We start from the raw sequence: 12937 nt of genomic DNA, 5'->3' as shown, positions 1-12937 counted from the left end.
TTTTCCGGTTTCCGGTCCTGGCATGGCAGCGGGACCGCTTCTGTTACAAATAGAAAATGCATCACACCCATCGGTGAACTTTCCATGCAATCATTAATCCCTGTGGTGCTCTCAGGAGGCTCCGGCACACGCCTGTGGCCCCTTTCTCGCGAGAAATACCCAAAGCAGCTTTTGCCGCTTATCGGGGATGAGTCGTTATTGCAGGCCACGCTTAGACGCATGGAGGGGTTGGCCGATATGCGAGTTGAAGCACCACTTGTCGTTTGCAATGAGGAATACCGTTTTGTCATCGCTGAACAGCTCCGGTTGATGGAAGCAGCGGGGACGATACTGCTCGAACCCGTCGGACGTAATACGGCTCCCGCGCTAACACTGGCCGCTCTGGCTGCGATGCGTGATGGGGCAGATCCCGTCATGCTGGTAATGCCAGCTGATCATGTAATTCTGGATAAATCACGTTTTCAGGCGGCAGTACGTGAAGGCGCCATACTTGCGGCTGAAGGCGCAGTCGTAACCTTCGGCATTACGCCTGACTCACCCGAGACGGGCTACGGCTACATCCAGGCGGGTAAGCCGATCGGTACAGCGGGTGCCAGCCGCATCGCGCGCTTTGTGGAAAAACCTGATCTCGTTACGGCGCAAGCTTATCTCGATGCAGGCACTTACTTCTGGAACAGCGGCCTGTTCATGCTGCGCGCCTCAGTATGGCTCTCGGCTATGGGAGTATGTAGGAACGATATTCTGGCAGCTTGCCATGAGGCATGGGACTTGGGCTCAACGGACGGAGATTTTGTACGTGTTGGTAAAGAGGCGTTCTTGCAATGCCCCAGCGACTCGATCGACTATGCGGTAATGGAACGTATTGCCGTTGGCGAAAACACGCTTCCGGCTGGAGTAATGATGCCATTATCAGCTGGTTGGTCCGACGTCGGCGCCTGGGATTCATTGTGGCAGGTGCTACCCAAGGACCATCAGGGAAATGTAGCGCAAGGCGATGTGTTATTGCATAACTGCCACAACATGCTGGTCATGGCGGAGCATCGGCTGATAGCATGCGTGGGAATAGAAGATATGGTGGTGGTCGAAACACCGGATGCCATTCTCGTCGCTCATATGAGCAAGACTCAACAGGTAAAGAATATCGTAGACCATCTCAAGCGTGAGGGCAGGCCGGAAGGCGAGTTGCACCGCAAGGTATTCCGCCCATGGGGATGGTACGATGGTGTCGATTCAGGTGAGCGTTTTCAGGTCAAGCGCATCGTGGTCAAGCCTGGCGCCGCCCTGTCGTTGCAAATGCACCATCACCGGGCGGAGCACTGGATTGTCGTTCGAGGCACGGCTCAGGTCACGCGGGGGGACGCGAGTTATCTGGTATCCGAAAATGAGTCGACCTTTATTCCGTTGGGTGCGCGACACCGGTTGGTAAACCCCGGTTGTGTACCTCTTGAGATGATCGAAGTCCAATCGGGCTCCTATCTGGGTGAAGATGATATTGTTCGCTTTGACGATGTTTATGGGCGATAAAGAATTCGCGGCACCGTCGATCCACTGGCATCATCTGATGACCCTCCGTTATTTTTTGAGTCATTTCTTTTCCCTAGTCCACACGGTCTATTGACTCTTGCTCTATATTCCGAGCATTCTGTAAGGGGTTATCCAAGATCATCGGGAATTTGCATTGTTAACTATCTGCCCTATTTTGCGATAAAACAATTGCAGAGCGTCTTGCTGGTCGTCTACCCTGGCCAGGTTTTCAATTTTTCAATTCCGTCACCTTTGCCAACCTTTCGCGTCGGAGAACAATATGAATAAATTACGAACATGCCCCCAGCTTGTCATGATCGTGGCGATAGCGGCCTTGATCGGCTCCACGATGCCAACGGCATCTCAGGCCAGCGATTATGCGCCCGGTTTTCGTTGGGATCGCAGTGAAGACTGGGTGCCGGGTACGGTGCCAGGATCGACCGCCGGAAATCCGGCCGCGGATAAGAATGGCAATCCGGTATGGTTTTATGGATATACAACCGGTGGAGAACTGGGGTCGTCAAATCCATGGTACGCACAGCAATTTTCGCCACTGGTTTGGAATGATCAGATAAATGTGGGGGGAGGTCAGGGAGTTTGGGCTCGAGTATATAATGGTCCAGATACACATATCATAAATACTGATCCGCTAATCGGTAAATGGTCACTGGCTCATTCTTTGACTGAATATATACAATCTGCTGAGTATATGCCTGTGGTTGAATGGCGCAACCCTGTAGGAGACGGAGCGATCGTAGATGTTGGCGGATCTCTGAAGGCTACATGGGAGGGGCACTATACGGATAATTCACCTATGGGCCTCGTCGATATAGCTGTTGCCCGGCTGGACGCGTCTGAAGGTTCCTTCGAACTTCTTTACTCGGCGACACTTGCAAATCCCACAGAAGGTGGCGCGTTATCGTCGTTTTCGACAATTACGCAGCCTTTGGGCATTTCGGACGTGCGGTTGGATGAAGGCGATACCTTGCGATTCACAGCTCGCCTGAGGGGCGATGAACATACGACGCCATTCTGGTTATTGCTGGACGACCAGGGGACCGACATCCGGTTGGTCAGTTCTGTACCTGAGCCAGAACAGTTCATTCTGCTAGCGTTGGGGTTAGGTGTTCTTGCGGCGCGGCTCCGGCGAAAGGATTTAACTGGGCGTGCCATGCGCTAGCACTGTTGATAATCTCAATTTTAAAAAAACGTCTGGGTTTCAGCTTCCGCTAAATAAAAATCGAGCTATTCATTGATCACGACAAAAAATCATAATCAAGCGTCGCCGCCCAATCGTATCACGATGGAATGTCGAATGTAGTACATACGGCATAGGTCAGGCGAAGGGATGATATGAGTTAGCTGGCATTCGAGAATGAGCCATCTTTGCCAGGCATTCGGCACGGCTGTAGAGTCCTTGTTGTCACTGCTGAGATGATCGAAGTTCGATGAGCCCTTCTCTATAGCTGAGGTGGGGCAGTTAACATCCCACCTCACCCTTTAGGTATTTTTATTGAAGCTGATCTTTTTTGACTAGCCAGAAGGGCCTATTGACCTCTACTCAATATTCGGCGTAATCTGCACGGTAGGTTTTTAAGATTTCAGAACTGGTGTGGTTGATAAGTAAGCATTGATAGTGGGATAGTGGGTCGTTGTGTCTTGATCAAGCAATTGCAGAGGAGCCTGGGGGGAGTGATTTACGTCAGTTAATGCGCCCTGCAGGTTTTCTATTTTTTAGATTCCGTCATCTTTGCCAACATTTGTGTCGGAGAACAATATGAATATATTACGCATATGCCCCCCGCTTGTCATGGCAGTGGCCTTGATCGGTTCCACAGTGCCAATCACATCGCTGGCCAACGACTACGCGCCCGGTTTTCGCTGGGATCGCAGCGAAGACTGGGCACCGGGTATAGTGCCAGGCTCGATGGCTGGAAATCCGGCCGCGGATAAGAACGGCAATCCGGTATGGTTTTATGGATATACATCCGGCGGGGAACTGGGGTCGTCAAATCCATGGTACGCGCAGCAACTATCGCCAATGGTATGGGATGACGAGTGGTGGGGTGGTTCTGGTAAAGGACTATGGGCTCGAGGATATAATGGACCGGGTGCCGATAATGTTGGCACCAATCCACCCATCGGTAAGTCGGCAATGGTGCATGATCTAACCGCGCACACCATGTCTTCTGAGTATATGCCTGTGGTTGAATGGCGCAACCCTGTAGGAGACGGAGCGATCGTAGATGTTGGCGGATCTCTGAAGGCTACATGGGAGGGGCACTATACGGATAATTCACCTATGGGCCTCGTCGATATAGCTGTTGCCCGGCTGGACGCGTCTGAAGGTTCCTTCGAACTTCTTTACTCGGCGACACTTGCAAATCCCACAGAAGGTGGCGCGTTATCGTCGTTTTCGACAATTACGCAGCCTTTGGGCATTTCGGACGTGCGGTTGGATGAAGGCGATACCTTGCGATTCACAGCTCGCCTGAGGGGCGATGAACATACGACGCCATTCTGGTTATTGCTGGACGACCAGGGGACCGACATCCGGTTGGTCAGTTCTGTACCTGAGCCAGAACAGTTCATTCTGCTAGCGTTGGGGTTAGGTGTTCTTGCGGCGCGGCTCCGGCGAAAGGATTTAACTGGGCGTGCCATGCGCTAGCACTGTTGATAATCTCGATTTGAGAAAAGAGAGAAACGTCAGGATTTCAGCTTCCCCTAAATAAAAAATCGAACTATTCATTGACCCCGACAAAAAATCATTATTAAGATGTCGGCGCCTGATCGCTGCAGGCGCTCACCAGGATGGAATGCGGAATTGTGGTGTTTCCGGATAGATCAGGCGCAGGGATGCGCGACCGCAGAGCCCCCTAGATCGCTTCAACATTATCCGCTTGTTTTTCAACGGTAGAACCCTGCTACGTTATTTGTGCTGACAGCGGGAACGGGTCGGCGCACCCTGCTTCAGATCTTTTGGGCTTATCGGGAAACTGGAAGAACAACTAAAAGGCGAAGCCAGGGAGCTCATGGGTTCGCCGAGGCAGCGGGCAACAACCAGGTATACCCAGGGTTGGCCCGCTCCGACGAGATCGTGGTTAATAAAATACCGTGGAAAGTTGTTACAAAAATAAATCGTTTCGAGTAATGGGTTAGTCTCGTGCACAGCGGTATCTCGCCCTCTCAGCCAGAAGCATGTGGACTTTGGGAGAGGCTGCGGAGGGATGCAATATTTTGGGAGAGACGAATGAAATCTGCATTGCGTCACTTTGCTAATGCCGTATCGGGAAAAAGTCGAGAGCAGAAATGGCATCAATTTTTGGCACTGATGAGGCCTCAGCCTGATGAAACAATCCTTGATATTGGCGTCAACACCACCGAATATACTGACGTGGACAATTACTTGGAGAAGCGGTACCCGTACCCGGAGAAGATCAGCGTAGTCGGGGTTAGCGAAGATTTTACTGAATTTAACAAGCGCTATCCGGCAGTGCGGACATTCTCGTCCGACGGGCGCAACCTGTGTTTTGAGAACGATTCATTTGATATTAGCTATTCTAACGCGGTAATTGAACATGTGGGGCCTCAGCCTGACCAGCAGCGCTTTCTTGAAGAAATGCTTCGAGTCGGGAAGCGCGGTTATTTGACTACGCCGAACCGCTTGTTTCCGATCGAGACCCATACGAGCATCCCCCTGCTGCACATTGTGCTGACCCGACGTGCATTCGATGCATTCCTGCGCCTCATCGGTAAAGGGTGGGCGACTGATTATATATTCCTATTGTCAGAGCGCGAGTTGCGATCGCTGTTGAAGTCAGCCGGAATCCGCAATTATCAGCTGGTTCGTAATCGGTTCCTCGGCCTGCCAATGACGTTTACTGTTACGTGGCATAAGTAGTGAGTCACTAAAGGCTTGAGTTGAGGCCAGTAGCGCCTGTCTTGCTGCTGAAACGTGGTGGCCAGATACAAGGTTACCTCTCTGATCCAATGCCAAGGCCTGCGGTGAGCAGGGAGGCGCACATCTGATCCGCTGGAATGCTTCCGCCATTACAAACCTTGGGATTCAGCTTTTGCCAAATAAAAATCGAGCGATTCGTTGACTGTTTAGAAAACTATGATTAACGCCTCGTCGCCCTGTCGCTCAAAATATGTCACCCTCATACCGGAACACTGGATCCTGGTACTTGCACGGCACAGGCCAGGCGATGCGAGTAATCTGGAATTGGAAAATAACCCACGTCTTCCGCCAGATCGCGGCAACGGTTGCAGAACCCCACTTAGGCCCCGCGTGAGATAATCCAGACCTAATCGCGACAATATTGAGCGAAGACATTATTCGGTTTGAGGATGATTACGGATGGAAAGAAAGTTACTGAAATTATTGATAGTCCTATCGGTCTATTGATCATTCCCCTAGCAAGTGTAATCTTTAGACGTCGGGTTTTGCGTTTCCTGACCCGATGTTATTAATAGCTGTTTAACAGAAGCACATCTATCCTGCATATATGAGGAACTTAAGTCGCATATAGCCTTATGCACAATTGTTTCAAAATAAAGGAGGTAAAAATGATTAAGTCATCTTTGAAAGGAGCTGTTGCTATAGTGGTCTTGGCGGGCGCCAGCGCCAGCGCAAGTGCTGATACAGTAACAGACTTGGGCACGATATCTACCAGTACACCCACGACGTTCACCGGTTCCGTATTGGAAGCCCAAACAAGCTTTAGTGATATATTCACCTTCACCCTTGCGGAACCCAATATAAGCTCAGGATACAATGTCGTCAATTTCCCGCTTGATCTGGGGGAAGCAGGCACATTGGCGACGGTACTCGCCACGATGTCGTTGGTTTCTTATGGAGTTGATAACATGCAAGGAACCGCTGACGACCAGGTTCTGCAATCGGTCGTACTTCCTTCAGCCGGGAATACTCAGGATAATCTAAGTCTGGCATGGGATGGACCTCTTACTGGCGGGCATTATCTCAATATCACTGGAGTGACAAGTGGCTCGCTGGGCGGTATTTACGCTGGCTCGATCGCCGCAGCGGTTCCTGAACCCGAAACCTATGCCATGCTTCTGGCTGGCCTTGGGTTGATGGGTGCGGTAGTGCGTCGCCGGAGTATGCGCAAGCCTTCCTGAGTAAAGTCAGCTCAGGCTCTGCCTTGCAAGTGTCATCGCGGCCTCCTGTGGAGGCCGTTTTCTTGTCAATCTCTTCCATTCCACCAACCAGTAGTCATACGCTGTGACCATTAGTGTAAGTGGTAAGTTATTCTTTCAGAGAATTCGACGTAGTCCCACTAGTTTTAATCCGGCTTGCGGTGCTCTCGTACCCATCCGACGCACACAGACTACAGACTATCGCTTGTTTTATTCCTCACCTGCTGCAAAATAAACCGGGATTGCGCGACTCACGAAATGCTATCGTGTTTAACCTTCGTAAAAATTACGGGCGAGGGATAGTGGCGATCATTTTCGGAACAGGTTTCGCCACTCAAGCATAACCTGAGGAGAGATTGGTAAAAAGATACCGAAGCAGCTGATTAGCCGCGATTTACTGGCAGATGTCCTGGTAGGCGCGATTGGACTCGAACCAACGACCCCCACCATGTCAAGGTGGTGCTCTAACCAGCTGAGCTACGCGCCTGGGAAGATCGAATTTTATCTGAAACGGGGCGGGCGTTCAAATTATAATGCTGAATTCCGGCTAATGGTATTCGGGTGCCGTACAGCATCTTTTCCCAACCTCCGACGAACTCATGGAAAAAATCCGTTTATCCAAACTCATGTCTCAAAAAGGACTATGTTCTCGCAGAGAAGCGGATAGTTATATCGAACGTGGATGGGTATTTGTGGATGGGGAGCGCATCAGTGAATTGGGTACAAAAGTTTCTCCTGCACAGAAAATAAAACTTCATGATATGGCGCAGGTGCAACAGGCAGCCCAGATCACAATATTGCTAAACAAACCTGTCGGCTACGTATCAGGGCAACCAGAACCGGGGTATAGGCCAGCGATCAGTCTGATTAATCAGACATCCTGCTGGCATGGCAATCAAACACCGCAACATTTCAGTCCCGTGCATTTGAAGGGTCTGGCGCCAGCTGGCCGCCTTGATATCGATTCATCGGGCTTGTTGGTGCTCACGCAGGACGGCCGCATCGCCAAACAGCTGATCGGAGCGGAGTCGGGGATCGAGAAGGAGTATCTGGTTCGTGTGGAGGGAACATTATTGAAGTCCGGACTGCGCCTGTTAAACCATGGTTTGAGCCTGGATGGTGAAGTATTGAAACGCGCCGAAGTGATTTGGCAGAATCGGGATCAGCTACGGTTCATTTTGCGCGAAGGCAAGAAACGGCAAATCCGTAGAATGTGCGAGCTGGTGGGGCTGGAAGTCACCGGGCTAAAGCGGATTCGCATTGGAAAGGTTAAACTGGGCGAACTGCCGTTAGGAAAATGGCGTTACATCAAGCCGGACGAAGCGTTTTGAGCGCATTCCGAAGCGCTGGTCACAATTAATTTCATAAACTTCAGGAACAGCAAATGATTTTGGTAACCGGGGGCGCCGGATTCATCGGCGCCAATTTTGTGCTGGATTGGCTAGCTGAATGTGACGAAACAATTGTCAACCTTGACATACTTTCCTATGCGGGGAATCTGGAGAACCTCGTCACCCTGGCAGAAGATGAGCGGCACTTTTTTATAAAAGGCGACATCTGCGATTCCGCCCTGGTAACGCACCTGCTTCGGCAGTACCGGCCCCGCGCCATCATCAATTTTGCTGCTGAAAGCCATGTTGACCGTTCCATCCATGGCCCGGAAGATTTTATTCAGACCAACATCGTGGGTACCTTCCGGCTTCTGGAAGCTGGACGCAGTTACTGGAATGGTTTACTGGGACAGGCAAAGCAGGATTTCCGTTTCCTTCACGTTTCGACCGACGAAGTTTATGGTTCCCTGCGCAAGAGCGAACCGCCCTTCACCGAGACTCACCGTTACGAACCCAACAGCCCATACTCGGCAACCAAAGCTGCCAGCGACCACCTGGTGCGCGCTTACCACCACACCTACGGGTTGCCTGTGCTCACTACCAACTGTTCCAACAACTATGGCCCATACCAATTTCCGGAAAAACTCATCCCGCTCATTATCGTCAACGCGCTTGCGGACAAACCATTGCCTGTGTACGGCGACGGCCAGCAAGTTCGCGACTGGCTATATGTAAAGGACCATTGCAGCGCCATTCGCCGCGTGCTGGATGCCGGCATTCCGGGGCATATCTATAACATTGGCGGCTGGAACGAGAAACCTAATATTGATATCGTCGAGACAATTTGCGGATTGCTGGATACACTGCGGCCGCGAGTTGCCGGGCCCTACCGCAATCTGATCAATTTTGTCACGGACCGTCCTGGCCATGACCGACGCTATGCAATCGATGCAAGTAAAATCGGGCACGAATTGGGCTGGAGGCCGGCTGAAACTTTTGAAACCGGCATCCGCAAAACGGTTCAGTGGTATCTCGACAATCCGGCCTGGGTGGGCAATGTGCAATCCGGAGCCTACCGGAACTGGGTCGAAAAGAATTACGAAGGGCGCGTCCCATGAAAATTCTTCTGTTCGGGAAAAGCGGTCAGGTCGGGTGGGAGCTGCAGCGTAGTCTTGCGCCTTTGGGCGAGCTGGTGGCACTGGATTTTGATAGCCAGGAACTGTGCGGCGATTTCAACCGTCCTGATAGCATCGCGGAAACCGTTCAGGCGGTTGCTCCCGATGTGATCGTGAATGCCGCCGCTTATACCGCGGTGGACAAGGCGGAAAGCGAGCCTGAGCAAGTCCGCATCATCAATGCTCTGGTTCCCGCCAAGCTTGCCCGCGAAGCCGGCAAGCTTGGCGCCTGGCTGGTCCATTATTCCACAGATTACGTATTTGACGGAAGCGGACGCACACCCTGGGTGGAGACCGATTCTACGGTTCCTTTGAATGTGTATGGCATAACCAAGCTGGAAAGCGAGGAGGCTATCATTGGATCAGGCTGCCGTCATCTGATTTTTCGCACCAGTTGGGTTTTTGCCGCCCGGGGCGGTAACTTCGCAAAAACCATGTTGCGTCTAGGCCAGGAACGCGATCGCCTTACCGTGATCGATGACCAGATCGGGGCGCCCACCGGCGCAGATTTGCTGGCCGACGTCACTGCGCATGCCATTCGTACTGCCATGCTACAGCAAAGCGTATCCGGCCTCTATCATCTGGTTGCGGCAGGCGAGACGTCATGGTACGGTTATGCACAGTTTGTATTAAACTTCGCTCGTCAAGCCGGGGTCACCCTCACTGTTGCGGCAGATAACATTCTACCGGTACCCAGTAGCGCATTTCCCTCACCTGCCCGGCGACCGGAAAACTCGCGTCTGGATACCGGAAAATTGCAAAACACCTTCAATTTGAGTTTGCCATCCTGGCAAACCGGAGTGGCACGCATGCTTACCGAAATTCTTGAGAAGGCACCATGACTCAGCGCAAAGGCATCATACTCGCCGGTGGTTCTGGCACCCGGCTCTACCCCGTGACCAAGGCAGTCTCGAAGCAACTCCTGCCTATTTACGACAAGCCGATGATCTATTACCCGTTGAGTACCCTCATGCTGGCGGGTATCCGCGACATTCTTGTCATTTCCACGCCGCAAGACACACCGCGTTTCGAGCAACTGCTTGGCGATGGCAGCGATTGGGGCCTGAACCTGCAATATGCGGTACAAAATAGTCCGGATGGGTTGGCTCATGCCTTTACCATTGGCAAAGATTTTATCGGCAATCATCCAAGCGCGTTGGTTCTGGGGGATAACATTTTTTACGGGCACGATCTTCATCTGCAACTTCGGCGCGCTATGGAAAAGGGCGATGGCGCGACCATATTCGCATATCACGTGCAAGATCCACAGCGTTACGGCGTCGTCGCCTTCGATGCTCATAATCGAGTTTCTACACTGGAAGAAAAACCAACTCAGCCTAAAAGCAACTATGCTGTCACCGGTCTTTATTTCTACGACAACCAGGTTGTCGATATCGTAGGTGGGCTCAGGCCTTCCGCCCGCGGCGAGTTGGAGATTACCGATGTCAACAGGATGTACCTGGAGCGTGACCAGCTCAATGTGGAAATCATGGGCCGTGGCTATGCGTGGCTGGACACAGGCACGCACGAAAGCCTGATAGAAGCCAGCAACTTCATTGAAACGATCGAGCATCGTCAGGGTCTCAAGGTAGCCTGCCCGGAAGAGATAGCCTATCGCCAAGGTTTTATCAGCACCGCGCAGCTTGAGAAACTGGCGCAGCCACTCGTCAAGAATGGTTATGGGCAATACTTGATGCGTTTATTGGACGAGGGGGTGATTACGTGAAAATAATTACCACTTCCATCCCGGATGTCCTGATAATCGAACCTAGAGTCTTTGGCGACAGCCGGGGATTCTTTTTCGAAAGCTTCAACCAGAAAGATTTCAGCCAGGCTACCGGGCTTGACGTGAATTTTGTGCAGGACAATCATAGCCGCTCCGCCAAAGGCGTATTACGCGGCTTGCACTATCAGATCCGGCAGCCCCAAGGCAAGCTGGTGCGGGTGGTACGTGGTGCGGTATTTGATGTCTCGGTCGACATTCGAAAGTCGTCTCCGACTTTTGGCCGATGGGTTGGCATGGAGTTGACCGAAGACAATTATCGCCAGTTGTGGGTGCCGCCAGGCTTCGCCCATGGCTTCTACGTGCTGAGCGAGAGTGCCGATTTCCTCTACAAAACGACGGATTACTATGTACCCGACCTTGAGCGCAGCCTTTTATGGAACGACCCCGGGATTGCCGTTTCATGGCCCATCGGTGCGGGTACGCAGCCCATCATTTCAGCAAAAGACACAAAGGCGGCAAGGTTGGCTGATGCCGAGATATTTGAATAATTGTCAGCCGTTCATCTGATAGTCTGTTCGATAAAGGAAAAGAAAACAGATCCGTATGTGGCAAAGGTGAGTATTCGGGAATGATAAAACCCACAGAAGACCGGGAGTTTCCATTGCGGGAGGCGCACAACCTCGTCCGTGATCTCATGACGCCTAATCCCTGGATTTACTGGACCGACTTTCTCTTTCATATTTCACTGGGCTGGGCCGCCTTTGTGATTTTTCTGTCTATGCCGCTTTCCTTACCGTGGCAATTTCTGGCAGGTATCGTTGCCACGTTTGCCTTTTATCGCGCGGCAATTTTCATTCATGAGCTGGCACACCTGAAAAAGGGCACATTCCGGTTTTTTCGCCTCGTCTGGAACATCACTTGCGGGATACCGCTACTCATTCCCTCCTTTACTTACGATGGCGTGCACAACGACCATCACAAGCGCGATGTGTATGGCACGGACAAGGACGGCGAGTATGTGCCCTTCGCAACCTTGAAACCTGTCGTCATGGTCGGGTACGTAATGCTGTCATTTATCTTGCCGCTTTTCTTCATAATCCGTTTTCTGCTGCTTACGCCGTTGTCTTACCTCATCCCGCCGTTGCGTAAATTCGTCTGGGAACGAGCCTCCTCTCTCACTATCGATATGAATTACAAACGTGGGGAGAACGCGATACGCAATGATAAGCACTGGAAAATACAGGAGTTCGCCGCTTTTATTTTCATCACAGCAGTGGTTGCGGCTATTGCGCTGGAGGTTCTGACCGCCCGTTTTCTGATTCTCTGGTATGTGATTGCCATGTTCATCTTTTTTATAAATTCATTGCGTACGCTAAGCGCCCATGCATATCGCAACCCCGGTGACCAGCCGATGGAATTTGCCGAGCAATACCTCGACTCCATCAACGTTCCAGGTAACTTGCTCATTACCGCCTTATGGGCTCCGGTTGGCTTGCGTTATCACGCGACACATCATCTCTTCATGAGCATGCCCTACCATAATCTGGGCGAGGCGCAGCGGCGCCTGGTAAATGGCTTGAGCGACAACACGCTTTATCTTGAAACCGTTCGGACCGGTATGTGGGATGCCCTGCAGCGAATTTGGGGCGAGGCTTCGACGAACACGCGGAGAGCCAGCCCGCACGGTATTGACTCTAAATTTGAAGATTCCATAGGCAGGAAAAAAAACGCGTGAGAAAAGCCTGCTCTTGTTGAGGGCAGGCAGTCAACGAGTCTGGAACCGGGCCTTTTCACCAATGGCGGTGCCTCGCGTTGATTCTCCAAGCGGATGGAATGGGAGGGCATGAGACGGAGGGCATGAGAGGCAGGGCCGGGAGAGCATAAACTTGCGGGATGGTGAAAGCGCCAGAAGAGGATTAAACAACGACCGTCCAGCCTCGGTATCGGCCGTGCAGAAGCATCTTTGCAGTTCTAGCTGACTGATTTTATCGGGTTGTTCCGGTTGTCATCCAATTCTGCTG

At 51.8% G+C, this 12937-nt stretch carries 11 protein-coding genes and 1 tRNA gene; 11 read left to right on the top strand and 1 reads right to left on the bottom strand.

Features of this window, described 5'->3' with window-relative positions; all coding sequences use genetic code 11:
• The first annotated feature begins 84 nt into the window (after positions 1-84).
• From CRO05_RS01550 to CRO05_RS15660, 5 genes are all read left to right on the top strand, one after another.
• Positions 85-1524, top strand: coding sequence for a mannose-1-phosphate guanylyltransferase/mannose-6-phosphate isomerase (locus CRO05_RS01550; RefSeq protein WP_097065533.1), 1440 nt, complete (start codon positions 85-87; stop codon positions 1522-1524).
• A gap of 280 nt (positions 1525-1804) precedes the next feature.
• Positions 1805-2704 carry a PEP-CTERM sorting domain-containing protein gene (locus tag CRO05_RS01545; protein ID WP_097065532.1) on the top strand — a complete coding sequence of 300 codons (900 nt, stop codon included), beginning with the start codon at positions 1805-1807 and terminating at the stop codon, positions 2702-2704.
• A 597-nt stretch (positions 2705-3301) separates the two neighbouring features.
• A complete protein-coding gene (locus tag CRO05_RS01540; protein ID WP_097065531.1) occupies positions 3302-4192 on the top strand; it encodes a PEP-CTERM sorting domain-containing protein in 891 nt (296 codons plus the stop codon).
• 582 nt (positions 4193-4774) lie between these two features.
• Entirely contained in the window at positions 4775-5425 is a 651-nt protein-coding gene (locus tag CRO05_RS01535) for a class I SAM-dependent methyltransferase (protein ID WP_097065530.1), read from the top strand.
• A 668-nt stretch (positions 5426-6093) separates the two neighbouring features.
• Positions 6094-6666, top strand: a complete 573-nt coding sequence (locus CRO05_RS15660) for an FxDxF family PEP-CTERM protein (protein WP_181319795.1) — start codon at positions 6094-6096, stop codon at positions 6664-6666.
• A 428-nt stretch (positions 6667-7094) separates the two neighbouring features.
• On the opposite strand, the gene CRO05_RS01525 is transcribed toward CRO05_RS15660, so the two are convergent.
• Positions 7095-7171 (bottom strand) — tRNA-Val (locus CRO05_RS01525).
• A gap of 112 nt (positions 7172-7283) precedes the next feature.
• Here CRO05_RS01525 and CRO05_RS01520 point away from each other — a divergent pair.
• The 6 genes from CRO05_RS01520 (at position 7284) to CRO05_RS01495 (ending at position 12651) form a co-directional block, all read left to right on the top strand.
• Positions 7284-8015 carry a pseudouridine synthase gene (locus tag CRO05_RS01520; RefSeq protein ID WP_097065529.1) on the top strand — a complete coding sequence of 244 codons (732 nt, stop codon included), beginning with the start codon at positions 7284-7286 and terminating at the stop codon, positions 8013-8015.
• A 53-nt stretch (positions 8016-8068) separates the two neighbouring features.
• Entirely contained in the window at positions 8069-9133 is a 1065-nt protein-coding gene (rfbB, locus tag CRO05_RS01515; protein WP_097065528.1) for a dTDP-glucose 4,6-dehydratase, read from the top strand.
• Positions 9130-10032, top strand: coding sequence for a dTDP-4-dehydrorhamnose reductase (gene rfbD / locus CRO05_RS01510; RefSeq protein ID WP_097065527.1), 903 nt, complete (start codon positions 9130-9132; stop codon positions 10030-10032). Before rfbB ends, rfbD begins: the two co-directional genes overlap by 4 nt.
• The gene (rfbA, locus tag CRO05_RS01505) at positions 10029-10916 is read left to right on the top strand and encodes a glucose-1-phosphate thymidylyltransferase RfbA (protein WP_097065526.1); all 888 of its coding nucleotides are present in this window, start codon (positions 10029-10031) and stop codon (positions 10914-10916) included. Before rfbD ends, rfbA begins: the two co-directional genes overlap by 4 nt.
• Positions 10913-11464, top strand: coding sequence for a dTDP-4-dehydrorhamnose 3,5-epimerase (rfbC, locus tag CRO05_RS01500; RefSeq protein WP_097065525.1), 552 nt, complete (start codon positions 10913-10915; stop codon positions 11462-11464). The genes rfbA and rfbC overlap by 4 nt, the downstream gene beginning before the upstream one ends.
• Before the next feature lie 80 nt (positions 11465-11544).
• Positions 11545-12651, top strand: a complete 1107-nt coding sequence (locus CRO05_RS01495) for a fatty acid desaturase (RefSeq protein ID WP_097065524.1) — start codon at positions 11545-11547, stop codon at positions 12649-12651.
• Positions 12652-12937: the final 286 nt, after the last annotated feature.

It is taken from the genome of Nitrosovibrio sp. Nv4 (assembly GCF_900215485.1).
Lineage (GTDB): Bacteria > Pseudomonadota > Gammaproteobacteria > Burkholderiales > Nitrosomonadaceae > Nitrosospira.
The sequence above is the reverse complement of the archived record's forward strand: the minus strand, read 5'-3'. Positions and strand labels throughout refer to the sequence as shown.

Bases quoted from the DNA above. Each gene is read 5' to 3' on its own strand.
- rfbA (WP_097065526.1), top strand. From the start codon at position 10,029: ATGACTCAGCGCAAAGGCATCATACTCGCCGGTGGTTCTGGCACCCGG.
- CRO05_RS15660 (WP_181319795.1), top strand. From the start codon at position 6,094: ATGATTAAGTCATCTTTGAAAGGAGCTGTTGCTATAGTGGTCTTGGCG.
- CRO05_RS01520 (WP_097065529.1), top strand. From the start codon at position 7,284: ATGGAAAAAATCCGTTTATCCAAACTCATGTCTCAAAAAGGACTATGT.
- CRO05_RS01545 (WP_097065532.1), top strand. From the start codon at position 1,805: ATGAATAAATTACGAACATGCCCCCAGCTTGTCATGATCGTGGCGATA.
- CRO05_RS01495 (WP_097065524.1), top strand. From the start codon at position 11,545: ATGATAAAACCCACAGAAGACCGGGAGTTTCCATTGCGGGAGGCGCAC.
- CRO05_RS01540 (WP_097065531.1), top strand. From the start codon at position 3,302: ATGAATATATTACGCATATGCCCCCCGCTTGTCATGGCAGTGGCCTTG.
- rfbD (WP_097065527.1), top strand. From the start codon at position 9,130: ATGAAAATTCTTCTGTTCGGGAAAAGCGGTCAGGTCGGGTGGGAGCTG.
- CRO05_RS01550 (WP_097065533.1), top strand. From the start codon at position 85: ATGCAATCATTAATCCCTGTGGTGCTCTCAGGAGGCTCCGGCACACGC.
- rfbB (WP_097065528.1), top strand. From the start codon at position 8,069: ATGATTTTGGTAACCGGGGGCGCCGGATTCATCGGCGCCAATTTTGTG.
- CRO05_RS01535 (WP_097065530.1), top strand. From the start codon at position 4,775: ATGAAATCTGCATTGCGTCACTTTGCTAATGCCGTATCGGGAAAAAGT.